Annotated in this window: 19 protein-coding genes; 14 read left to right on the top strand and 5 right to left on the bottom strand. The window is 34.5% G+C overall.

From position 1 onward, the window contains the following. Positions 1 to 2 precede the first annotated feature (2 nt). The 8 genes from GQR94_RS08995 to GQR94_RS08960 all read left to right on the top strand — a co-directional run bounded on the left by GQR94_RS08995 (position 3) and on the right by GQR94_RS08960 (position 8,405). Positions 3 to 1,751: a TrkH family potassium uptake protein gene (locus GQR94_RS08995; RefSeq protein WP_158975182.1), complete on the top strand. Its 1,749-nt coding sequence runs from the start codon at positions 3 to 5 to the stop codon at positions 1,749 to 1,751. Next, positions 1,739 to 2,446, top strand: coding sequence for a TrkA family potassium uptake protein (locus tag GQR94_RS08990; RefSeq protein WP_370458295.1), 708 nt, complete (start codon positions 1,739 to 1,741; stop codon positions 2,444 to 2,446). The genes GQR94_RS08995 and GQR94_RS08990 overlap by 13 nt, the downstream gene beginning before the upstream one ends. A gap of 63 nt (positions 2,447 to 2,509) precedes the next feature. Further along, complete coding sequence (gene hemE, locus GQR94_RS08985) at positions 2,510 to 3,535, top strand: uroporphyrinogen decarboxylase (protein ID WP_158975180.1); 1,026 nt, start codon at positions 2,510 to 2,512, stop codon at positions 3,533 to 3,535. Positions 3,536 to 3,595: 60 nt separating this feature from the next. Next, entirely contained in the window at positions 3,596 to 4,369 is a 774-nt protein-coding gene (locus GQR94_RS08980) for an EI24 domain-containing protein (protein WP_158975179.1), read from the top strand. 43 nt (positions 4,370 to 4,412) lie between these two features. Then, on the top strand, positions 4,413 to 4,949 hold the full coding sequence (locus GQR94_RS08975) for a GNAT family N-acetyltransferase (protein ID WP_158975178.1): 537 nt from the start codon (positions 4,413 to 4,415) through the stop codon (positions 4,947 to 4,949). Continuing rightward, positions 4,939 to 5,841 (top strand): oxygen-dependent coproporphyrinogen oxidase, encoded by a 903-nt coding sequence (hemF, locus tag GQR94_RS08970; protein ID WP_158975177.1) that lies wholly within the window; start codon positions 4,939 to 4,941, stop codon positions 5,839 to 5,841. The genes GQR94_RS08975 and hemF overlap by 11 nt, the downstream gene beginning before the upstream one ends. 33 nt (positions 5,842 to 5,874) lie before the next feature. Beyond that, positions 5,875 to 7,182, top strand: coding sequence for an ATP-binding protein (locus GQR94_RS08965; protein WP_158975176.1), 1,308 nt, complete (start codon positions 5,875 to 5,877; stop codon positions 7,180 to 7,182). Next, positions 7,182 to 8,405 carry a tetratricopeptide repeat protein gene (locus GQR94_RS08960; protein WP_158975175.1) on the top strand — a complete coding sequence of 408 codons (1,224 nt, stop codon included), beginning with the start codon at positions 7,182 to 7,184 and terminating at the stop codon, positions 8,403 to 8,405. Before GQR94_RS08965 ends, GQR94_RS08960 begins: the two co-directional genes overlap by 1 nt. 40 nt (positions 8,406 to 8,445) lie before the next feature. Here GQR94_RS08960 and GQR94_RS08955 read toward each other — a convergent pair whose 3' ends face one another. Continuing rightward, positions 8,446 to 9,339 (bottom strand): DMT family transporter, encoded by an 894-nt coding sequence (locus GQR94_RS08955; RefSeq protein ID WP_158975174.1) that lies wholly within the window; start codon positions 9,337 to 9,339, stop codon positions 8,446 to 8,448. Between the two features lie 67 nt (positions 9,340 to 9,406). Between GQR94_RS08955 and GQR94_RS08950 the strand changes: the two genes are divergently transcribed. Continuing rightward, entirely contained in the window at positions 9,407 to 9,799 is a 393-nt protein-coding gene (locus tag GQR94_RS08950; RefSeq protein WP_158975173.1) for a YchJ family protein, read from the top strand. A 53-nt stretch (positions 9,800 to 9,852) separates the two neighbouring features. Here the strand turns inward: GQR94_RS08950 and GQR94_RS08945 are convergent, their stop codons facing one another. Continuing rightward, on the bottom strand, positions 9,853 to 13,458 hold the full coding sequence (locus tag GQR94_RS08945) for a M1 family aminopeptidase (RefSeq protein WP_158975172.1): 3,606 nt from the start codon (positions 13,456 to 13,458) through the stop codon (positions 9,853 to 9,855). A 2-nt stretch (positions 13,459 to 13,460) separates the two neighbouring features. Beyond that, complete coding sequence (locus GQR94_RS08940; protein ID WP_158975171.1) at positions 13,461 to 14,336, bottom strand: ABC transporter ATP-binding protein; 876 nt, start codon at positions 14,334 to 14,336, stop codon at positions 13,461 to 13,463. Positions 14,337 to 14,489: 153 nt separating this feature from the next. Here GQR94_RS08940 and hemB point away from each other — a divergent pair, with 153 nt between their 5' ends. The 3 genes from hemB (at position 14,490) to GQR94_RS08925 (ending at position 17,170) form a co-directional block, all read left to right on the top strand. Then, complete coding sequence (gene hemB, locus GQR94_RS08935; RefSeq protein ID WP_158975170.1) at positions 14,490 to 15,476, top strand: porphobilinogen synthase; 987 nt, start codon at positions 14,490 to 14,492, stop codon at positions 15,474 to 15,476. A 101-nt stretch (positions 15,477 to 15,577) separates the two neighbouring features. Further along, positions 15,578 to 16,696: a CNNM domain-containing protein gene (locus tag GQR94_RS08930; RefSeq protein ID WP_158975169.1), complete on the top strand. Its 1,119-nt coding sequence runs from the start codon at positions 15,578 to 15,580 to the stop codon at positions 16,694 to 16,696. Then, positions 16,697 to 17,170: a methylated-DNA--[protein]-cysteine S-methyltransferase gene (locus GQR94_RS08925; protein ID WP_158975168.1), complete on the top strand. Its 474-nt coding sequence runs from the start codon at positions 16,697 to 16,699 to the stop codon at positions 17,168 to 17,170. A gap of 180 nt (positions 17,171 to 17,350) precedes the next feature. Here the strand turns inward: GQR94_RS08925 and GQR94_RS08920 are convergent, their stop codons facing one another. Further along, positions 17,351 to 18,106, bottom strand: a complete 756-nt coding sequence (locus tag GQR94_RS08920; protein WP_158975167.1) for a hypothetical protein — start codon at positions 18,104 to 18,106, stop codon at positions 17,351 to 17,353. A gap of 192 nt (positions 18,107 to 18,298) precedes the next feature. Between GQR94_RS08920 and GQR94_RS08915 the strand changes: the two genes are divergently transcribed. Both GQR94_RS08915 and GQR94_RS08910 read left to right on the top strand, forming a co-directional pair. Further along, positions 18,299 to 20,092 carry a DUF4153 domain-containing protein gene (locus GQR94_RS08915; protein ID WP_158975166.1) on the top strand — a complete coding sequence of 598 codons (1,794 nt, stop codon included), beginning with the start codon at positions 18,299 to 18,301 and terminating at the stop codon, positions 20,090 to 20,092. A gap of 1 nt (position 20,093) precedes the next feature. Then, entirely contained in the window at positions 20,094 to 20,807 is a 714-nt protein-coding gene (locus GQR94_RS08910) for a 3'-5' exonuclease (protein WP_158975165.1), read from the top strand. A gap of 66 nt (positions 20,808 to 20,873) precedes the next feature. Here the strand turns inward: GQR94_RS08910 and GQR94_RS08905 are convergent, their stop codons facing one another. After that, positions 20,874 to 23,087, bottom strand: a complete 2,214-nt coding sequence (locus GQR94_RS08905) for a S8 family serine peptidase (RefSeq protein ID WP_158975164.1) — start codon at positions 23,085 to 23,087, stop codon at positions 20,874 to 20,876. Positions 23,088 to 23,123 lie beyond the last annotated feature (36 nt).

Raw genomic sequence — 23,123 nt, 5'->3', positions numbered from 1 at the left:
ACATGTGGAATAAAGTTAGATTATCTAGCCTTGCCGTTCTATTTTTAGATCTTGGCTTGGTAATCTTTTTAATTTACGACTTTGGTTTTAAAGACTATCAAGATTTAAGACAGTATAAACTAATTGTACTGCCCACACTAGTATTAGCCTTAATTCTATTTAACCTCTACAAATACAGACTCTTCAAAAGGCAACGTGTATCTAGCATTAGCCCCAAAATAAATCTATATTACCTTTCTATCTTAGTTATTGTAGAGATTATTACGATCATAAGCGATTTTGAATATTCCTTATTTGATAGTTTCTTTAATGTTAGGTACGTTATAGAATATGGGCTTTTAATCTACTTTTTTATTCGCGTTTCTTTCTTAGTTCGAAAAATATATGCCATTTACTTTAACCCTGCTATTCTATTTGTAGGAAGTTTTGCTATTATAGCTCTAGGCGGTACCTTTTTGCTGATGTTACCCGCCTCTACTACTCATGGAATTTCATTTATAAACGCACTATTTACTGCAACGAGCGCAACATCGGTCACCGGTTTAATCGTAGTTGACACAGCGAAAGATTTTACCTCGTTCGGCCAAACCATACTGATGTTTCTTTTTCAGCTAGGCGGATTGGGAATGCTCACATTTACCTCATTTTTTGCTTATTTTTTTAAAACAGGATCATCTTTTAGAGAAAGCCTCTATATGAAAGATATTATGGGGAATAACGATGAACTTGGGGGTATCATGAAAAGGGTAATGCAGGTTGTTGCATTTTCTTTATTTATTGAATTCTTAGGTGCTGTATTAATTTACACCTCATTACCAGAAGTAGAAAAAATACCAAACCAGATATTCTTTTCTGTATTTCATGCCATATCTGCCTATTGTAACGCAGGCTTCTCATTAGAATCTATGGGGTTGAACGATATCAATCTTAGATTTAACTATTATTTGCAATGGGTGGTTATGGGACTTATTATTTTTGGAGGATTAGGTTATCATATCGCATATAACATCATACAATACCTAAAACGTTTTATTACGAACCTATTTCGGTCGAAAAATAAAATATTTATTTCAAGAATTATTCTATTGAATACTAAAATTGTCCTGTACACGTCACTAATTTTAATAGTTGCAGGAACCGGGTTTTTCTTAATATCTGAACAACACACAAACTTAATAGAACATACCACTTGGTTTGGAAAAATTACAACCTCATTATTTTCATCTGTAACTGCAAGAACTGCAGGTTTTAATACTGTAGACTATGCCCATTTTAGCATTCCTGGTATTTTATTTATGATTTTTCTAATGTGGATTGGTGCATCGCCAGCCTCTACAGGTGGTGGTATAAAAACAACCACTTTTGCCATCGCAACGCTCAACGTATTTTTTGTCGCCAAAGATCAAACTTATATTGAAATAGGTACTCGAAGAATTGCAGCACAATCGGTGCGAAGAGCATTTGCAATTATGGCTATTTCATTAGCCAGTATTGGATCAGGAATATTATTTTTGCTCATATTTAATCCAGAATTTTCTCTAATTCAGATTGCATTCGAAGTTTTTTCTGCCTTTAGCACAGTTGGGGTTTCCATGGGGATCACATCGTCATTATCAGGCGCCAGCAAAATTATCCTTATTATGCTCATGTTTTTGGGCAGAATAGGACTTTTAAACTTAATGATTGGGCTCTTGAAAAATGTGAACCAGGCTGATTATAGTTATCCTGAAGAAAATATATTAATAAATTAACCAAAATAGCTCGCATGAAAATAATAGTAATTGGACTTGGGAATTTTGGAATGGCAGCTGCCATCAATCTATCAAATACAAATAATGAAGTGATTGCGGTAGATATTGATCCCGAAAAAATTACTCAAATAAAAGATCAAGTTGCTCATGCGGTAGCTTTTGATGCTAAAAAGGAATTGGTTTATAATTCGCTACCCCTTAAAAATACAGATCTAGTAATTATAGCCATTGGAGATAGAAACGGTACAGCTATTATAAGTACCGCTATTATAAAAAAATTAACCAAAGCAAAAATAATTGCGCGGGCCTCATCCCCTATTGAAGACACCATTCTTCAAGCAATGGGTGTAGACCAAATTATACATCCAGAACGAGAGTTTGCTGAAAAATTTACAAAAACTATTAATTTAGATGGGAGTATTGATAATTTTGAGGTGGATGAAGATCATTTGGTTTCAGAAATTGAACTTCCAAAAGATCTAATCGGTGTCTCTATTTTGGAATCTAAATTTAGAGAAAACTATGAATTAAATATTATCACCATCATTAGAAAACAAAAAAAGAAAAATATCTTAGGAAGTATCTATATTAAGAAAGACGTATTAGGAACACCAGACCCGAGTACCATATTACAGGAAGGCGATATCCTAGTAGTTTTTGGTAAAGACAAAAACATAAAGCGCCTATTAAAATAAAACATACCAATGGTTATACTATTAAAACCACTGGAAAAAATTTAACAAAAAATAGCTTACAAAATGATAAAAAACGATTTATTCTTACGTGCATTAAAAGGAGAAACAGTAGAACGCCCACCCGTATGGATGATGCGCCAAGCTGGTAGGTATTTACCAGAATTTATGGAAATTAAAAAAGAGTATGATTTCTTTACAAGATGCCAAACTCCAGAATTAGCTTCTGAAATTACTGTACAACCAATTCGCAGATACGGAATGGATGCTGCTATATTGTTTTCTGATATTTTAGTGATACCACAAGCAATGAATATAGAAGTCCAAATGAAACCAGATTTTGGACCTTATCTTCCAAACCCTATTCGCACCCAGAAAGATGTAGATGCCGTTATAGTTCCTAATGTAGATGTAGCGCTAGACTATGTAATGAAGGCAATTAAAGCCACGAAAGAGAAATTGAATGATGAAGTGCCTCTAATTGGGTTTGCAGGCTCTCCGTGGACTATTTTATGCTATTGCGTACAAGGGCAAGGAAGTAAGAATTTTGATAAAGCAAAAGAGTTCTGTTTTATGCAACCTTTAGCCGCCCATCAGTTATTGCAAAAAATTACAGACACAACAATTGCTTATTTAAAAGCTAAAGTTAAAGCTGGCGTAAATGCAGTACAAATATTTGATTCCTGGGGAGGAATGCTTTCACCTACAGATTATACGGAGTTCTCTTGGAATTATATTCAGCAAATTATAGATGCCTTAAAAGAGGAAACACCGGTGATTGTTTTTGGTAAAGGATGCTGGTTTGCTTTAGGTGATATGGCAAAATCTGGTGCAGCAGCTTTAGGTGTTGATTGGACTTGCTCTGCTAGAAACGCACGTTACTTAACTGGTGGAAACATTACATTACAAGGGAATTTTGATCCTGCGCGTTTATTATCTCCGCCTGCAGACATAAAAAGAATGGTCACACAGATGATCAATGAATTTGGAAAAGATAAATACATTGTAAATCTTGGTCATGGTATTTTGCCTAACGTACCTGTAGAAAATGCAAAAGCATTTATAGATGCCGTAAAAGAATACAAAAGCTAATATACTATTTCAAGCTTCTAAGTGTTTTATTTATAACCTTGACCCATAAAGACCAAGCATATGTTTAAAAATATACTACTAGGTATAAAATCGTATTCAGGAACGTTTAAGCTAATGAAAGAGCTTAAGCTTTGGAAATTCTTTTTTATTCCCATGATTATTAGTCTCATCACAGCCGCCCTCATTGGAGTTGCAGCATGGAGTCTGTCTAGCAGTTTTGGTGAATTTATTGCAACATTATGGGTTTGGGATTTTGGTAAAGAAACATTTACTTCTTTATCTACATTATTTAGCGGACTTATTATTCTGGTTATTGGGTTCATTCTGTACAAGCATATCGTAATGGCACTATCTGCACCTTTTATGAGTCCTGTTTCAGAAAAAATTGAAGCGCACTTAACAGGTATTGAAAGTCACGATCACAAGAAAACCTCCTTTAACGAACAATTATGGCGTGGAATTAGACTCAATGTCCGGAATCTTGGAAAGGAGCTTTTATACACCCTTCCGCTACTGTTATTGAAACTGATTCCAGTAGTAAACATATTCTCGGCCATCGCATTGTTTCTATTACAAGCCTACTATGCCGGCTTTGGAAGTATGGATTACACCTTAGAACGACATTTTAATTATAAAGACAGTATTAATTTTGTTCGGAAAAATAGAGGAGCAGCAATTGGCAATGGTATAATTTTCATGCTATTCTTATTTATTCCCGTTATCGGAATCATTTTAGTACTGCCTCTTTCCGTAACAGCAGCCTCAATTAAAACAGTCGGTATAATTAAAAGCGAGGAAGTGGACCTAAAAATAAAAAAAGACATAATATCCTAAATTACAACAAGATAATATACTTTATTTAAATTTTTAATTAAACATGTTTGAAAGCGATATTTGCACCATAGAACCAATTACCCTCAAAGATTCTTGGCGGCTTTGCAATTTTTCTATAGCAAATGCAGAACGATTAAAAAGATATTTTCCAAAAACACTTGAGCTAAATTTAACGCCAAATCTTTCAGAACTATTTGTTAATCAAAAAGTAAAGCAGTGGAATGCTAAAACAGAATTTCTTTTTACGTTAAAGGAAAAAGAAAATAGAACTATTATTGGTTTGGTCTATGTTAAAAAAATTGATAAAGCCCTAAAGCTAGCAGAATTGGCCTACTGTATTGATTATAACTTTGAAGGCAAAGGGATAACTTCTAAAACCGTACGGTATATTTCTGATTGGGCACATCGCGAATTAGGATTAAATACCTTGCAAATTATAGCACACAGAACGAACATTGGCAGTGTAACCGTTGCGACCAACAGTAACTATAAATGGATTAAAACACTTCCCAAAGAACATACTCCGCCTAACGAAACTCCGTTAGATATGGAGCTCTATGAATTACATTATGAAAGATAAGTTTTACGCATATATCCAAGAATTACAAGACACTATCACCTCACAGTTAGAGGAAGTAGATGGTTCGGTAAAGTTTCAAGAAGATGTTTGGGAACGACCAGAAGGTGGCGGTGGCAGAACCCGTGTTATCGAAAATGGCGCTGTTTTTGAAAAAGGCGGAGTAAATATCTCTGGAGTACATGGGGCCTTACCAGAAAGCATGCAAAAATATTTTGGAGTTAAAGATGCTGATTTTTTCGCATGTGGCTTAAGTCTAGTGCTCCACCCCAAAAACCCGATGGTTCCAACAGTTCATGCAAATTGGCGGTATTTTGAAATGTACGACAAAGAAGGGAACATCGTAGACCAATGGTTTGGTGGCGGTCAAGATTTAACGCCCTACTATCTTTTTGAAGAAGACGCCATTCATTTTCATTCTGTTTGCAAAAAAGCTTGCGATGCACATGATCCAACCTTCTACACAAAATATAAAAAAAGATGTGATGAATATTTTTGGAATACACACAGAGATGAAGGTCGTGGTTTAGGCGGACTCTTTTTTGATTATTGTAAAGCTACTAACGAAATGCAAATGCAAGATTGGTTTAATTTTGTAAGCGAAGTAGGAAACAGTTTTCTAGAAGCTTATGTACCTATCGTTTTAAAACATAAAGATGCCCACTATACCTCAGAACAACGTACTTGGCAAGAGATTCGTCGTGGTCGTTATGTAGAGTTTAACTTAGTACACGACAAAGGCACTTTGTTTGGTTTAAAAACGAATGGACGCATTGAAAGTATTCTTATGAGCTTACCACCACACGTTCAATGGGTTTACGATCATCATCCAGAAGCGGGTAGTGAAGAAGAAAAATTGATAAATGTGCTTAAAAATCCAAAGGATTGGGTTTGAAAATGATATTTTTATACGTCAAAATTAAAATACATGCTTGAAAGTTTACTAGAAGCCTTAAATTTTTCTCCAAATAATATTCCCTTAAAATTACAAATTGCCAAATTGTATATGCAAAATGGCGATTTTGATAATGCCGAGAAACAACTTTATGGGTGTATTGATTTAGATAGCACACATAAAGATGCCAAATACGAATTGGCCAATTGCTTTTATAAGCAAGGAAAAACACCAGCAGCAGAAGTGCTTTTAGAGGAAATTACCAAAAACTCTAATAACATTACTTACCTAGAATTACTGTGTTATTGCCAATTAAATCAGTATAATTATAATGATGCACAAGACACTTATAAAGATATCCTAACAATAGATCCTTCCTATTTAAATGAAGATTTTGATCGGAAACTAAAAATCACAACAACATCATCGTTTGATGATATCGATGATGAATTTGCAGATAACGATGCTATTTCCTTTATGAAAAAGCCAGATGTTAGCTTCAAGGACATTGGAGGTATGCAAAATGTGAAAAAAGAAATTTCGCTGAAAATCATAAAACCTCTTGAACATAAAGATTTATACAAAGCGTACGGGAAAAAAATAGGAGGCGGAATTTTACTTTACGGGCCTCCAGGATGTGGTAAAACACATTTAGCCCGAGCTACAGCTGGAGAGATTAACGCTAACTTTATCAATGTAGGGATCAACGATATTCTTGATATGTGGATAGGAAGCTCTGAACGCAACCTACATGAAATATTTGAGACGGCACGAGAAAACACACCCTGTGTTATATTTATTGATGAAATTGACGCCTTAGGTGCCAATAGGAACGATATGAATAAAAATTCTGGACGAACGGTAATCAACCAGTTTTTAGCAGAGTTAGATGGCATAGATGCCGATAATGACGGTATTTTGGTCATTGGCGCCACCAATGCACCATGGTACTTAGATCCTGCGTTTAGAAGGCCTGGTCGTTTTGATCGTATCATTTTTGTTTCTCCACCAGATGTTGAAGCAAGGGAAGAGATTTTTACAATTCAATTAAAAGATAAACCGATAGAAACCATCGATTACTCTTCTTTAGCAAAAGTTACCAAAGAATTTTCTGGTGCAGATATTAAAGCTACTATAGATGTTGCTATTGAGAGCAAATTAGAAGAAGCCTTCAAAGACGGTATCCCAAAACCCTTGTCTACAAAAGATATTTTAAAGGCAGCTAAAAAAATGAAATCAAGCACCAAAGAATGGTTCAGCTCTGCAAAAAACTATGCTTTATACTCCAATGATGGAGGGCTATATGATGAAATATTGACTTATTTAAACATCAAAAAATAATGGAGTCCGTACATAGAGATAGAGCGATTCAGTTATTTGAATTAGGGCGTATAAAAGATGCCATTGATTATTTTAAAAAAGCTATTACCGAAGATCACGAGGATTTAACTAGTAAGTTTTATTTGGCTATTTGTTATTTGAACGAAAAACAATTAGACGAAGCAGAGTCAATTGCAGAAAGTCTTTTGCACGACAGCCCAAACGATGCGAATGTTTTTTATTTAAAAGCAAAAATCAAGTTACAACAAGATAATTTTTCGGAATCTCGTAAGTTTATAGATATGGCTATTGCCATAAACCCCTATGATGCAGATCTCTTTGGCCTTAAAGCCGGCTTATTACTTCAAAAGAAAAAATTTGAAGAGGGTTTAGAATCTGTAAATGAAGGCTTAAAGATTGATGCTAAAAATGCCTACTGCCTAAATCTCAGAGCACAGATACTCACCAAACTCAATAGAATCCCTGAAGCAGACCAGACGGTTGAAGATATTTTATATGACAACCCAGAAGACAGCTACTCACACGCCAATGTAGGTTGGGTAGAATTGGAAAACGGAAATCATAAAAAAGCACTAGAACATTTTAGACAAGCGTTACAGTTTGATCCTAATTTTGAATACGCTAGAGAAGGCATGACAACCGCCTTGAAAAGCAAAAATCCAATTTACAGATGGTATTTAAAATATTCTTTTTGGATGGCAAAACAGTCATCAAAAAACCAATGGGTATTTATTATAGGATTATATATTGCTTATAGAGTAGCTGTTAGCCTGTTGGATAGCGCAGGTTTATCTTATGTAGCCATACCGTTAATTGTAGCCTACCTGCTATTTGCCCTTGGCGGATGGATCATGGAACCACTTTCTAATACCATTCTTAATTTTGATAAATATGGTAAGTTCTTACTCAATAAAAATGAAAAAATAAGCGGTTTTGTTTTCGGAGGATTAGCGTTATTAGGCCTAATCTCTATCACTTTATTCTATGCCTTTGGTATTCAATATGGGCTAACATTAGGCATCGCATTTATTTGCGCTTTAATTCCGCTACCAGGAGCCTTATTAATTCAAAAAAAGAAACCAAGAGTCTTAGGAATTGCTTACGGATGTACCATGATCCTTGTAGCTTTTATCGGTCCTTTATTTACCACATTACTATTCACGCAATTAATCATCTTTATGATGATGGTTGCCTATACTTGGATTGGAAATATTGGCAAGTAAACAATAGCCCCATTAAAAGTATGGAAGACAAAAAACAACATTACACCCTCTTCTTAGGTTTTACATTAATAAAAACTACTGATATTAGAATAATAAGAATCCCAAGCCATTGCAAACGACTGATCTCTTCGTGTAAGATTAAATAAGCACTTAGTACGGAAATAGGGATTTCTAACGCGGATATGATACTTCCTAAACCAGTACCGATTATAGGAATTCCCTTATTGAATAATATGGGAGGTAAAATGGTGCCAAAAAAACCTAGAAAAGCACCCCATTTTAAAAACACCCACCAATCAAAATCAGAAATAATCTGAACATTCCAAAATAGTATAGTGACTATTAAACCCCCAAAAATTAAATACTTACTCCTTGTAAATAGTGGAAGCTCTAATGCTACACTACTCGTTGCATATAATGTTCCCGTATAACATACTGCAGCAAGTAAACCAAAAACCAATCCTTTAAGATTTAAAGCAGCATCTACTTCAAATATTTTAGCGGCTAACAATGTTCCAATAATTACTGCACCGGCACCAATTATTTTCTTTTGAGTTACTAGTTTTCTATTCATAAAAAACTCGAGCACAACACCCATCCAAATGGTTTGCATTAAAAGAATGATTCCTACAGAAACTGGAATATACTGAATGGATAAATAATAAAAACTGCTAGTAAGCCCCAAGAAAGAACCAAAAGCTACCAGTTTAAGCTTATCGTTTTTTAATGCCTTCCTATCTACTAATTCTGTATTTTTTTTTGAAAATATAAAGGATAATAATGACAGTACTAATACTCCGAAGAAATATTGCGCAAAAGCAAGACCAGCGGTTCCCGAACCATTGTTATTGGCAAACTTTACAAAAGTGGCGAGTATTCCATAACTTGCAGCACCAATACCAACATAAAACACCCCTTTTAAATGGTTATTCATTCTTATTTTTTTTGAGGATGCAAATCTCTGAATAATTACACGAATTAAACCAAACAAAGCAAACATTATGATAAAATGTCCATGTGGCTCTAACAAATCATACAACACCTGCTGCGAGCGCGCACATAACAAGCTTTCTACGGTAGAGACAGCTGAGCAATTAATGCGATCAAGGTATACCGCCTTTACCATGGCAAACGGGGATTATTTAATGAATAGTCACCATAGTACTACTCGACCTACTAAAGAGAAAAAGGCTATTGAAAAGTGGGCAAAATCTGTGAATTGGATTCGGCTTGAAGTATGCGCTACCAAAAAAGGAAAAGCAACCGATACAGAAGGGACTGTAACTTTTAATGCGTATTATTTTGATCAAGGAAAAGTTGAAGTAATCCATGAAAAATCTGCATTTGTAAAAGAAAATGGGAATTGGATGTATTTGGGCTTAGCTGAAGACTAAAAAAGCAAGGAACCTGTCCTTGCTTTTACTAAACTATAACATTAAAATTCTTATTATTCTTCTACCGTTAATAGGTTGTCGTCTGAATTACGATCTATTAGTTTATTGTAAGGGTCAATACCTGCTTTTAGTGGCTTTTCATCTGTGATAACTGTAAATGTATTGTCGCCCGCTTTTAACCAATCTAATTTGAAGTAAAATGGGTTCTTAATCGTTACACCGTCTTCATTAGTGATGTCTTCACCAAATAAACCAATATCTACTAAGTTCTTTTTATCATCTATTTTTTTCTCTTTACCATTATCATCATAATAGATTTTTTTAGAATTTACAATAAAGGTAGTTTCCCACTTACCAGTATCTAACTTCTTCGTTTTAGCTTCCATCACCCTATTTTCATATAAAACAATCTCTTTAAACCCATCATCAACTTTATATTTTAAAGAATCTGGTGTAACTGCATATAAAGCTTTATACAAATCTTCTGAGCTAGCATAATATCCTTTTTGATTATACTTAAATTCTTCAAGAAAAGATTTTAGCCCTTTATTCACAACGTTTTCGCCTAAAACATCTTGTAAATCATACATAATCATAGAGCCTTTTTCGTACCAAATATACTGACCGGTTTCTACGTTAATTAAAGAGCGTTCTGGCTTGAAACTAAACTGACGATCCCGCAAATATTTATCTAAGGAATTTTTTAGAAATGATTTAATTCCGTTTTCCCCATACTCTTGTTTCATGGTCATTAATGAAGCATACTCTGCTAGCGTTTCTGAAATTATATTTGCTCCAGAAGTTTTACTAGGTGTTACAATATGACCCCACCATTGGTGTGCTACTTCATGGGAAGTAACTCTAAATGCATAATTATAGTCTTCTGCCTTTGAAAAATCTGCCACGAATCCAAAATCTTCAGAATAGGGTATTGTCGTAGCAAATGATTGCGCATAATTAGAATGTGCCGGAAACTCAATCACCCGAATTACAGAATATGGATATTCATAGAAATTCTTTGAATTGTAGTCTAAGGCTATTTTCACTCCTTTTATAAAATACTCTAAATTCTTTTTATGCTTTGGAGAATGATAAATTTCAATAGTCACTTTCTTTCCACTTGGCGCTGTCCATGTATCCTTTTCTACTTCATAGGCAGCAGAAACAAAACTGAAGAAATAATCTGTTTTTTCTTCCAATTTATAATTGAAATAGCTACGCTCATTTTCTTTCCATTGTTTAATCAAAGTTCCAGGAGCTACTGCAATTTGATTACTACTGGTACTTACCGTAGCCTCAAAAGTCATATAATCACTGTCTTCGTTAAATAAATTTTTTCTTAAAGCGATGCTATCTGTTCGCGGAGCATATAAATAGTCTAATTCTTCTAGTCCATACTTTTTTCTAACTCCATTGTCACTTAATACACGATCATAATGAAATGATGGGAAAATAGCATCTGTAAAGAAAGAACCATTGTTTAATAGAGCCGTTTCTCTATCATTTGAAAAGCCATGCGTATTTGCTGATGTTTTCACCGTTAAATATGCTGTATCTTTAGGTTGCAAGGTCGTTGGTAATTTATAGATGAACATGCGGTACTCTTCATCCTTTAAAAAAGGTTTTAATTCCTGCCCGTTATACAACACTTGATCAATTTTTGTATCAGCAATTGGGAATTTCAATTCCATCAATAATGTATCAATAGGAACGTTAAACTTATTCGTAACAGTAAACTCTCCTTTAGCTTTTACACTCCGTTCTTCAGGATAGATATCTACAAATGCTTTTAAAGCAATGACTTGTAAATGCGGCTTATCAATATATTTACCGTATTTTTTTTCTGCTTCTGCATTTAGATGCTCACTATAGTTCCCGTCTTCTAATTGGTTTAATACCTTAAGGTTATAGTACGCATATGCCCCCACAGAAACAAAAGATAGTACAAAGAAAAAAGTTAACCCAATGACTTTACCAGAGAAACGTGATTTAGCAATACGCAATCGCTCTTTAGCGGAAGAATAGAACCCTCTGTTCCAGAACACGATTCCTATGGTCGCTAAAATACACGTAAATAAAACCCAATATAGGTTGATCCAGAATTCTCCCACCATATAATGGCCAAAGCCATTTAAATCACTTAAAAAACTACCTGGCGTATTTCCAAATATTAATAACGGATTAGACGTTTTAAAGGCTAAACCAAATAATAAAGGCAGACCAACATAAATTACAATCACTAAAAAGTGACCCAAAAATTTATTATTAACCAAAACATGGATGAAGAAAGCCAACAATACCGTCATTAAATATGTTGGAAAAATTTTTGTAAAATTATACGTCAAATACATCCCTAACTCATAGTTAAAATACCCATTAAATGTCTGGTACAACATACCCACTACTACATTTAAAAGTGTCAGCACAATAGCCACTCCTATTAGTGCAACAATTTTTGAAACATATAAGGTTAAATTACTTACGGGTAAGGCATCATAAAATTCAAAGGTTTTGTTTTTACGAGTTCTGTGTACCGCTTCCCCCGCATAAAGCACCAAAATAATAACAGAGAACAAAGATATTCCACTAGATATCTGCGAAACCATGTAGCGTGTTAATGGCAATGATGGCGTTCCATAAATCTGATTGGACTGAAAGGTTATAAACCCTGCAACAATAACCCCCATTACAATTAAAATAATGAAAACTGTTTCTTTTACAATAGAAAGGAATTCTATTTTACTTAAGGATAAAAGGTTTTCCCAACGTGATTTTTTCGTAAAAACCTGAGTAATTTTTTCCGAAACAAATGTGGGCGCATATGCTTCGCCACTTTCAACAGATTTTTTCTTTTTAGACGAGTTTAAAAATCCTTTATATGAAAAGCGAAATAAGGTAGTAAGGAATATAACTAATGAAATACCCAACCAAAGCAACCTGTTTATCGCTAGTTTCCCTGTAAGTGATAATTGCGTTGTATTGAGCTCATCAATAGACCAATATTTGGTCAAATACCCATGCGCAGTTTCTCCAAACGGATCTACATAAACACTTAACCATTCTGTATCTAGACTAGATAATAACTGAGCAGAAGCAATGGTTAAAATAAGCAATACAATACCCCCTAAATATAAAATTGACATGCGCTTAAAGAAGGTCATCAAAGAGAAGAATAGGCTTCCGATGAAAAACGCATTAAACATCATAAAATATAAGAAAGGCCAAAAATAAGATGCAAAATTAAAAGCCGTATAAGTTCCATAGTCGGATCGGTCTAACAATGAACCAATCACAAAACCTACCATTGCACCTAGCATTGCCCCAATGTTCATAAAGGTTACAATAGTAAAACTACCAAAGAAACGACCTAAAATATAACTCTTCTCTGTAATAGGAAATGTAAAATAGGTTTGTGCCGTTTTATGATCTTCATCCCTGAACACTGCAACCCCCATTATGGCCGCATAAAAGAATAATCCTAAAACACTCATCCCTCCAAGAACTCCTATAATGGCATTAGGACTATTGGTAAATTGTGCTGTTGATGAATCTGCAAATACCGCCATGAGTAACGGGATAATGAACATCAAAAAAATATAAATGTAAGTAGCCGGTCTTCGTAACCGATATTTTAGTTCAAATAAGAATATCTCTTTCATAATTACACCGTTTGAGGTTGGTTAATACTGTAGAAATAGAAATCTTCTAAGTCATTATTCACAGGTTCAAATCCATCACCAAGAGGTACATCACTAAAAACATTTACATTCATATTACCACTGCGTAAATAGGTAGATAATACTGAATATTCTGATTGGTATTTTTCGACCTCGCTTTTATCAATACTCTTGCGAAAGACTTTTCCGTTTAATGAATCTGATAATTCTTGTGGATGTCCTTGCACCACTACAGCACCCTCATTAAACACCGCCATATTTGTACAAAGGTTGACTACATCATCTACAATATGTGTTGAAAGTATTACCACAGCTTCTTCACCTAATTCACTTAACAAATTATGAAAACGGTTGCGCTCTAAAGGATCCAAACCTGCAGTAGGTTCATCTACAATAATAAGTTTTGGACTCCCAATTAATGCTTGAGCAATTCCAAAACGCTGACGCATACCCCCAGAATAATCTCCCAAGTTTCGTTTTCTGAACTTATAAAGGTTTACTTTATTTAATAAATCAGATACATATGCTTTACGATCGCTTGTAGTATGAATGCCTTTAATCTTTGCAATATGATTCAGCATCATTTCTGCAGATACTTTTGGATACACGCCAAAATCTTGGGGAAGGTACCCGAGTACTTTACGCAATTCTTCTGGCTGACTGAAAACATCTATTCCATTAAAATCTATAGTCCCACTATCTGCCACTTGTAACGTTGAAATAGTACGCATTAAAGTAGATTTACCTGCGCCATTTGGCCCTAGTAAACCAAACATACCCTTACTAATTTCAAGGTTTACATTATTTAACGCTTTTGTTCCGTTCGGATAGGTTTTATTCAAATTTTTGATGGAAAGCATAGTCTTCTGGTTTTTCTTATTAACTGTGATTGTATCGTTAGTAGCCTCAATGTAGATTTTGTTACAATATTCATCATTTTTTTAAAACTTAATATCGTGGGATTTTTTTATTGGTTGCTTTATCTTTGTCTGTATTCTTAAAATTATCATACAATGTACCCATTAATACGAAATAGAAGACTTAGAACATCAGAGGCCATACGAAGCTTAGTACGCGAAACTATATTAACGCCGAGTGACTTTCTTGTGCCGCTTTTTGTGGTAGAAGGAAAAGGTGTAAAAGAAGAGATTGCTTCAATGCCAAATTATTACCGACTTAGCTTAGATATCTTAGAGAAAGAAGTAAAAGAACTATGGAGCATGGGTTTATGTTCAGTGTTACTTTTTGTAAAAGTACCAGATCATTTAAAAGATAATAAAGGAACAGAAGCAGTAAATGCCTCAGGATTAATGCAACGCGCCATTAAAACAGTAAAAAATGCTTGTCCAGATATGTTGGTCATGACCGATGTAGCTTTAGATCCCTATTCTTCTTTTGGCCATGATGGGATTGTTTCCAATGGGCAAATTTTAAACGATGAATCTGCTGAAATTTTAGCAGAAATGAGTGTTTCACACGCACAAGCGGGAGCAGATTTTGTTGCCCCTAGTGATATGATGGATGGTAGAATACTTACTATTCGTGAAGCTTTAGAAGACGAAGGTTTTATCAATACGGGTATTATGAGCTATAGCGCCAAATATGCAAGTGCTTTTTACGGTCCTTTTCGTGATGCTTTAGATTCTGCACCTGTGAATCAAGAAAATGTTCCTAAAAACAAGAACACGTATCAAATGGATTATGCCAACCGTTTTGAAGCCATACGGGAAACACAAATGGATATTGAAGAAGGCGCAGATATTGTCATGGTAAAACCGGGATTGTGTTATTTAGATATTGTTCGTGAAATTAAAAACGAAGTAGATGTTCCAGTAGCGGTATATCAAGTAAGTGGTGAGTATGCAATGCTTAAAGCTGCTGCTGAAAAAGGCTGGTTAGACCACGATGCAGTAATGATTGAGCAATTGATGGCCATGAAAAGAGCTGGAGCAAACATTATAGCGAGCTACTTTTCAAAAGATGCCGTAAAATTAATGTAACAAAATTGCAATTTCTCGTAGTGATAAAATTAATTTTATCCTTTTTTAAGCACCATTGAGTTTTTAAATAAATGGTATCTTAGTCATTCAAATATAGTTTTATGGGTCTTCTGGTTTTTTATGCAGTAATATCAATCTTCTTTTCATTCTTATGTTCCATTTTAGAAGCGGTATTGCTGAGCATTACCCCTACATTTATCAATGTCGCGAAAAAAGATGGAAAATCGTATGCGGAGACTTTTGAAGAGTTAAAAAAAGATGTAGATAAGCCGCTTATTGCAATTCTTACTATAAATACTATTGCCCATACGGTAGGTGCAATTTTAGTTGGGGTACAGGCAAAAGTTGCTTATGCTGAATTATACGGCACAACGCAACGTTCTATTTTAGGCATCACTTTTACCGAAGATCTTATGGTAGGTATTGTCTCTACGGTTATGACCATCCTTATTTTAATTGCTTCAGAAATTATCCCAAAAACTATAGGCGCAACCTATTGGAGACAACTTGCAAATTTTACAGCTAAAACATTGAAAATAATGGTTTTAGGATTAAAATGGACAGGCTTACTTTGGGTGCTTCAATTGTTCACCAAATTGGTTGGCGGCAAAGGACATCACGGCAGTGTACTAAGCAGAGAAGATTTTACAGCCATGACCGATATTGCTCATGAAGAAGGGGTATTTCTAAAATCAGAATCGACCATAATTAAAAACTTACTTCGTTTTGATGAAGTTTTAGTTAAAGATGTAATGACACCAAGAGCAGTCATGAAAATTGCTTCTGATAAAAAAACTATTCGTACTTTTTTTGAAGAGAACCCTAAGTTAAGGTTTTCACGTATCCCCGTATACACAGATAATGTAGACAACATCACTGGATTTGTCCTTAAGGATGTTATTTTAGAAGAAATTATAAATAAGAATGATGATATTCCATTATCTGAAATTCGAAGAGATCTTTTAATTACAAAAAGAAGTACACCTATCCCAGAGCTTTTTGAAACATTTATAGCCAAAAGAGAGCATATCGCTTTAGTAGTAGATGAATATGGTTCTGTGAGTGGCTTAGTGAGCTTAGAAGATGTTATTGAAACGTTATTGGGACTTGAAATTATGGATGAAAGTGATAATGTAGCGGATTTACAATCACTCGCCCGTAAAAATTGGGAAAATAGAGCAAAACAAGCGGGAGTATTAGATCCCGAAAAAGATAAATAAATGGAAACTGCCTACATTAAAACTCCCCTAGGAATTGCAAAATTAGTAGGCAACGAAGAAGGAATATCCGAATTTATAGTCCTCAATTCAGAGGAAGTAGTTACCGACGTTATTCCAGAGGAACTGGAAGATGCGGTCTATCAAATTAATGAATATTTTGAAGGGAAACGTGAAGTTTTTAATTTGGACTTAACCCCAGAAGGAACAGACTTTCAGAAAAAAGTTTGGAAGGCTTTAGAAGAAATACCTTTTGGAAAAACTACATCTTACCTGGAACTTTCAAAAACATTAGGAGATGCAAAAGCAATTAGAGCCGTTGCCAATGCCAATGGTAGAAATCCGTTATGGATTATCGTTCCTTGCCACAGAGTTATTGGTAGTGACGGATCACTCACGGGTTATGCAGGTGGATTGCACCGCAAACAATGGCTCTTAGAACATGAGAGTCCGTTTAAACAGACCTCACTGTTCTAAACCAAACAAACTAACGGGTTTGTACATCCTGAAATAATACCCCTCGAAATAAAAAAGATGTATTTCATCGATGCATAGCAGTAAACTAGCGACACCATCAATGGAAAGAGACCAGTAGATAAAACAAAAAACCGACTAGCTAGTCGGTTTTAATATTTATAAGACGGTATATCAATCTCTTTAATTCTTACACGTAATTACGCTTTTGCTAACCATATCTGAAGTAGCATCAGCCAAAGAAAACGTATCATTAAACAACACAAATTCATCAATTGCATGTCCTGAAGAACGTGCAGATATTTCCATAGTATAAGTTCCTGCTGCATTAAAAGTTACAAAAATATCGTGCGCATTATTATCAAAAGTACTTGATTGCCATTTGAAATCTAGATTACTACCACTTCTGTAAATCTTAAACCAACCATTTTTAGTAGCACCCTCTGGGATAGGCGTTTTTCCAGAATCTGCTGGATACACAATACTTTCTCCTTTTTGAGCAAAGAAATCGCTCGCATCATCAAAACGCAACCAAGTATCGTTATGATCAGAACCACTATCTCCTGTTTTTACAGCAGACTTCCAAACAAATCTATAGGTTCCTGGTACGGTAACCTGAAGCGCATAAGTAGCTAATCCATTTCCTGGAGTACCTAAAGATTGGTCGCCTTCCCATACCATATATCCTTTTCCAGAAGCTGCTTCATCATCATTCTTTAATTTCCAATCGCTATCAAAAATAGCATCTTCAAACTCAATTCTTATCAAACCCTCCTTTTCATTAAATACATAATTAGCGACATCTGTACACTCTACTGCGCTATCCTCTGGATTATCTGGAGAAATAATATCAATATCTTCCTCATTATCAGAAGAATCATTTGTACAGGAAAAGAAACCCATCGCTAAAAATATAAAGGCAATATTCTTAAATTTCATTATAATAGATTTAGGTGTTTTCTTCATAACTTAAATCTCAATCAAATATTGAATAACATCTACTGTTTTCGACAAAATACCAGATATTTATGAAAGAACATTATTTCGCCGGTGTTAGAACTCCCAATATACAGGGTAGCACCATGCTATTAAGATTCATAATTTTGACTTATATTTAACAGAACTAAGCTTATGAAAATACCCTCTATATCCGAAATAACTTCTAAAGCCCAAAATGCTATTCTTCGTTTTCCGCTAACACTGCTCTGGGCGGTCGGCGGTACTACATTTTTCATAAAAATTATGGAAACTAGTAGTTACGACTATTTTAATAAGCATAATGATGAGCTATTAACTTTAATTCTAGGATTAAGTTGGCTCATAGGAATTCAATTTTTCATTGAACAGTTTAAAAAGCCTAAGAGATGGCAATGGCTTAAATTACTTGTTCTAGCTTTATTAGGGCTGTTTTATTGGTACCTACCAGCAATACATCATTATGAAGATTCTCCCCTTTATATCGCCCGCTTTTTCCTCTATTTAATTGCAGGGCATTTATTTATACTTTTTGCACCTTTTATTTTAAAATGGGATAAAAATGCATATTGGAATTACCTTAAAAACACGAGTATTGCCATCATAAGAAGCTTGTTCTATTCTGGAATTCTTTACCTAGGACTAATCTTAGCTTTAGCAGCGATTGGTGCGCTATTTGAAGTTCATATTAAAAGCAGAAGATATGGGCAATTATTTATTTTCTGCCTAGGTATTGTAAACACTTGGATATATCTATCAGATTTTCCAAAAAATATCTTTAAGGAAACTACCATCTATTTTGAAAAAACCCTAGAGGTTTTGGTAAAGTTTATTCTAATCCCTTTAGTCATACTCTATATCCTAATTCTTTACGCGTATAGTGGTAAAATAATCATAGAATGGGAGCTTCCTAAAGGCTGGGTATCCTATTTGGTCATTGCGCTATCCTTCTTAGGGTATATCATTCAAATCATTATAAACCCTGTTCAGAAAGAATTAAAATCTTGGACTATTAATAAATTTTATCCTTGGTTTTACATCCTATTAATTCCCTTAAATATTTTGCTTTTCATCGCTATTTTACGAAGAGTTAGTGATTATGGAATTACAGAAAATAGGTATTTTGTATTAGCAATTGCACTCTGGAATGTGGGAATTATTCTTTATCTCTTACTCAGCACAAAAAAGGCGCTAAAAGTACTTCCCATCTCTTTATTTATCATAGCGCTACTTTCGTCTGTAGGTTTCTGGGGGGCTTTTTCTGTTTCAAAAGAAAGTCAAGTAAGGCAATTTAATGACATATTTACTAGTGTAAAGAATAAGAACAATGTTGCTACAAATGATGAAATGGAACGTTTACATGATATTATGAATTATTTAGAGAAACGCAAAAAGGTCTCTAGCTTAAATAACATCACGAAATTAAATTTAGAAAGTTTCAGAGATACTCCCATAGATCAAGATTATGAAACAGCTTGGTTAAATACCGAAAAAATATGGGACAGTATTGCTTTTAAAATAGATGCAAAAACAATACCCGAAGATGAGTATGACACTTACTACTATCTATATTCTTCTGACCTTAAAAACACCTATACTTCTATAAACGATTTTGACTCTTTTACTTACTTGAGTTTTTATATGAATTCTGAAAAACGCTTCCAAATGGACTCCTTATACCTAGAACTCTATCCGGAAAACCAAAGTTTAAAAATTTATTTTGCAAAGGACAATACTGTTGCCCTAGAAATACCTTTAACAGAAAAACTAACAGAACTATCTAAATACGGAAACAATTTAAATAAGGCCCCTATAACCGATTTAACGGTAGAAATTACTGCAACTGCATTATCCTGTAAATTAATTTTTTCTGAGTTAAGTTTTAGAAAAACTGAAGAGGGTATTGTATTGCAAAATATTGATGCCTTTTTATTTTTAAAGCAAAACTAACATGCTCCAGAAACTAAACTTAGAACATATTTTGTTTTTAGACATTGAAACTGTTCCTGAAAAACAAAATTTTAGCGACTTAGACGATGAAAAAAAAGAGCTATGGGATCATAAATCGCAATACCAACGAAAAGAGGAATTTACGGCCGAAGAGTTTTATGATCGTGCAGGTATTTGGGCAGAATTTGGAAAAATTATCTGCATTTCTGTTGGATATTTTAAGTTTAATGGGGAGACAAGAACCTTTAGGGTTACCACATTTCATGGGGACGAAACTGAACTTTTAAAAGAATTTAAAAATTTATTGGATGGTCATTTTAGTGCGCCAAAATATATGCTTTGTGGGCATAATGCAAAAGAATTTGATTTTCCCTATATCGCTAGACGTATGCTCATTAATAGGATAGATCTGCCCGATAAGCTAAATCTGTTTGGGAAAAAGCCCTGGGAAATTACCCACCTAGACACCATGGAATTATGGAAATTTGGCGACTATAAACATTATACCTCCCTAAAGCTTATGGCTAATGTATTAGGCATACCCTCTCCTAAAGGTGATATTGATGGAAGTATGGTGAGAAGCGTGTATTATCAGGATAAAGATATAGACCGTATTGTTACCTATTGCGAGTTAGATGTAGTAACAACGGCACAAGTATTTTTACGATTAAGAAATGACGCACTATTAGAAGATGAAGAGATCAAGAGAATCTAAAAAGAAAAGGGAAGCATCTTACTAAAAAGCTTCCCTTTAACTCCATATCCAAATCTAATTCTAATTCTAATTCTTTATAAACTTCATTGATTGTTGTTCACCATCTTCAAAAATTGTAAGCGAATAAAAGCCTGAAGACAAATCATCTACCTGAATATCATTATATTCTGCTTTTCCTTTTTTAAGCAAGGTACCTGTACTAGAAACAATGCTATAATAAGCATTGTCACTTAGTGGGCCGTCAATCGTGATTTGATCTGTAGTAGGATTAGGGTGAACTGAAAACTTCAATTTATCTGTAAAAACAATAACCTTCTGTTCTTCTTCTTTAAAAGGGTCATCAGTAAGCACACCATCAAAAGTAAATTTAAACGCTTCTGTATACTCTGAGAAAATATTTGTTGTACAGTTTGTTCTTAATTGCACCATATATGTACTGCCTATCGCTAAGTTTTCTAAGGAAACATTATTAGTATCTGAAAATTTAGTATTCCATTCTACATCACTTTCCTTTTTATACTGAACTTCGAAGAAAGAATCTGCAATAGCTTCCCAACTGATGTCTATAGCATCTGAAGAAGTAGAGTTTACTGTAAATTCTGAAGGAGCAACTGCATTACATTTAGAAGTTGATGCACCAGAAACGATTAAAGAAAACACCTGATTCTCATTCGTTAATGTCCCTTTATGAGAAATAGTAATGGTATATGACCCTGTAGCATTATCTATTTGAATTTTTTCAAAAGGATCTACAAGATTATCTCCTTTTACCGCAGGAGCATTGGCATTTCTTGGATCTAATTTCCAAGGCAAAGAAACCACATTATTTTTTGTAACTCTTATATCTAAATCATTCACCAACGCAGGAGTCATGCTGTTTAACTCACCCTTATTTACAAAATCACCAACAGGATCTGTCCAAGATACAGAAGCTAAAAATTCTTCACCAACTCTAGCATCAACAGTGATGCTATACGTCTCCCCCTGTGCTAAACTTTCTTCGATAATTAAAGAAGAATATTCATTATTTACAATTAACTCAGCAGCTTTTTTAGTATTCATAACACCCCAGCCCATTTTGTAATCTGGTCCCGGTGCTGCCACATCATCAGCACTATGAAGTACCAAACCTTTTAAGGTTGATGCTTTCATAAAGTCACCATTAAGTCTGTCATAATACTCTTGTAACAATAGCATTGCACTCGTAATACCTGGTGCGGCCATTGAAGTACCTGAATACGTATCATAATTTTTCTCTCCGCTAGATTGTGTAGATAAGATATTTGCACCACAGCCTGCTATGTCTGGTTTAATACGACCATCATCCGTTGGTCCATGACTACTATAACTTGCTACAGCAGCATTTACTAATTTTCCGTTATTATCGATTTCTGATTCTACAGCCGCCACGTTTATTCCGTTTTTAGCTGTTGAAAAACCTAGCAACAAATCAAACCCATCGGTAGTCTTACCATAAATAGGCGCATCGTTAAATTTTAATTTTTGTGAATTTCCAGCTGCAGTTACCATTAAATAGTAAGGAGCATTATACATTATTCTATCCCAATCTTTAGATACTTGAATGTAGGCACCAAAATACCAATCTGGCACAAAATCAGGTCTAATACCATAAGAATGATTCGACAATAATAATCCATCTGCCGCAGCAGCAATTACTTCAACTTTATCTGCTTTCCAATCACTAGAAATGGCTGTGGCATTATAAGCAACACCTTTAGCTTGAGATTTAATTCCTTTTGCAATCATACTTCCCAATACCATAGTGGCATGAGCACTAATTGAGGAAGTATTATCTCCTTGCGTTGCTCTAGAATTATATTCCTGGTGTGTAAGTAATGCTTTCCCTGAATCCCATACACCAACTTTCATCCCTTGTCCGCTTATGTCTAAATCTAGCAATCCTCCTTCATATAAAGCATTCGCCCTAGAAACTATACTTGAATTATCGCTAAAAGTACTGTAATACAAAGGAGTACCATCTGCACCTATATCTACAAGCTCTATTTGGTTACCATCTTTTAACGTTGAAGAAATCTTTAAGCCTCTATCTTTTGCAAAAGCTTTAAGGGTGATGCTTTTATTTGTAAAATCTCTAGAAAATTCTTCTTGCACTGTATTTAAAGCGCTCTTATTATATTTAGATTGAATATGTTGGATTTTGGATTTTGACTGCGCCTGAATCGTTGACACACTCAACATCGTGATGGCCATTAAAACACACGAATAAACCCGGTTTGGGAAAAGTTTACTGTAGTCCATGATAATTAGTTTCGTAAGATTTGGACTACAAACATA

It is taken from the genome of Cellulophaga sp. L1A9, from assembly GCF_009797025.1.
In the GTDB taxonomy this organism is placed as follows: domain Bacteria; phylum Bacteroidota; class Bacteroidia; order Flavobacteriales; family Flavobacteriaceae; genus Cellulophaga.
Note: the sequence above shows the minus strand (reverse complement) of the source record. Positions and strands in the feature narration are given on the sequence as shown.

Excerpts from the sequence above, each read along its gene's own strand:
- GQR94_RS08995 (WP_158975182.1), top strand. The coding sequence starts at position 3 with ATGTGGAATAAAGTTAGATTATCTAGCCTTGCCGTTCTATTTTTAGAT.
- hemE (WP_158975180.1), top strand. The coding sequence starts at position 2,510 with ATGATAAAAAACGATTTATTCTTACGTGCATTAAAAGGAGAAACAGTA.
- GQR94_RS08980 (WP_158975179.1), top strand. The coding sequence starts at position 3,596 with ATGTTTAAAAATATACTACTAGGTATAAAATCGTATTCAGGAACGTTT.
- GQR94_RS08975 (WP_158975178.1), top strand. The coding sequence starts at position 4,413 with ATGTTTGAAAGCGATATTTGCACCATAGAACCAATTACCCTCAAAGAT.
- hemF (WP_158975177.1), top strand. The coding sequence starts at position 4,939 with ATGAAAGATAAGTTTTACGCATATATCCAAGAATTACAAGACACTATC.
- GQR94_RS08965 (WP_158975176.1), top strand. The coding sequence starts at position 5,875 with ATGCTTGAAAGTTTACTAGAAGCCTTAAATTTTTCTCCAAATAATATT.
- GQR94_RS08960 (WP_158975175.1), top strand. The coding sequence starts at position 7,182 with ATGGAGTCCGTACATAGAGATAGAGCGATTCAGTTATTTGAATTAGGG.
- GQR94_RS08955 (WP_158975174.1), bottom strand. The coding sequence starts at position 9,339 with ATGAATAACCATTTAAAAGGGGTGTTTTATGTTGGTATTGGTGCTGCA.
- GQR94_RS08950 (WP_158975173.1), top strand. The coding sequence starts at position 9,407 with ATGATAAAATGTCCATGTGGCTCTAACAAATCATACAACACCTGCTGC.
- GQR94_RS08945 (WP_158975172.1), bottom strand. The coding sequence starts at position 13,458 with ATGAAAGAGATATTCTTATTTGAACTAAAATATCGGTTACGAAGACCG.
- GQR94_RS08940 (WP_158975171.1), bottom strand. The coding sequence starts at position 14,336 with ATGCTTTCCATCAAAAATTTGAATAAAACCTATCCGAACGGAACAAAA.
- hemB (WP_158975170.1), top strand. The coding sequence starts at position 14,490 with ATGTACCCATTAATACGAAATAGAAGACTTAGAACATCAGAGGCCATA.
- GQR94_RS08930 (WP_158975169.1), top strand. The coding sequence starts at position 15,578 with ATGGGTCTTCTGGTTTTTTATGCAGTAATATCAATCTTCTTTTCATTC.
- GQR94_RS08925 (WP_158975168.1), top strand. The coding sequence starts at position 16,697 with ATGGAAACTGCCTACATTAAAACTCCCCTAGGAATTGCAAAATTAGTA.
- GQR94_RS08920 (WP_158975167.1), bottom strand. The coding sequence starts at position 18,106 with ATGAAATTTAAGAATATTGCCTTTATATTTTTAGCGATGGGTTTCTTT.
- GQR94_RS08915 (WP_158975166.1), top strand. The coding sequence starts at position 18,299 with ATGAAAATACCCTCTATATCCGAAATAACTTCTAAAGCCCAAAATGCT.
- GQR94_RS08910 (WP_158975165.1), top strand. The coding sequence starts at position 20,094 with ATGCTCCAGAAACTAAACTTAGAACATATTTTGTTTTTAGACATTGAA.
- GQR94_RS08905 (WP_158975164.1), bottom strand. The coding sequence starts at position 23,087 with ATGGACTACAGTAAACTTTTCCCAAACCGGGTTTATTCGTGTGTTTTA.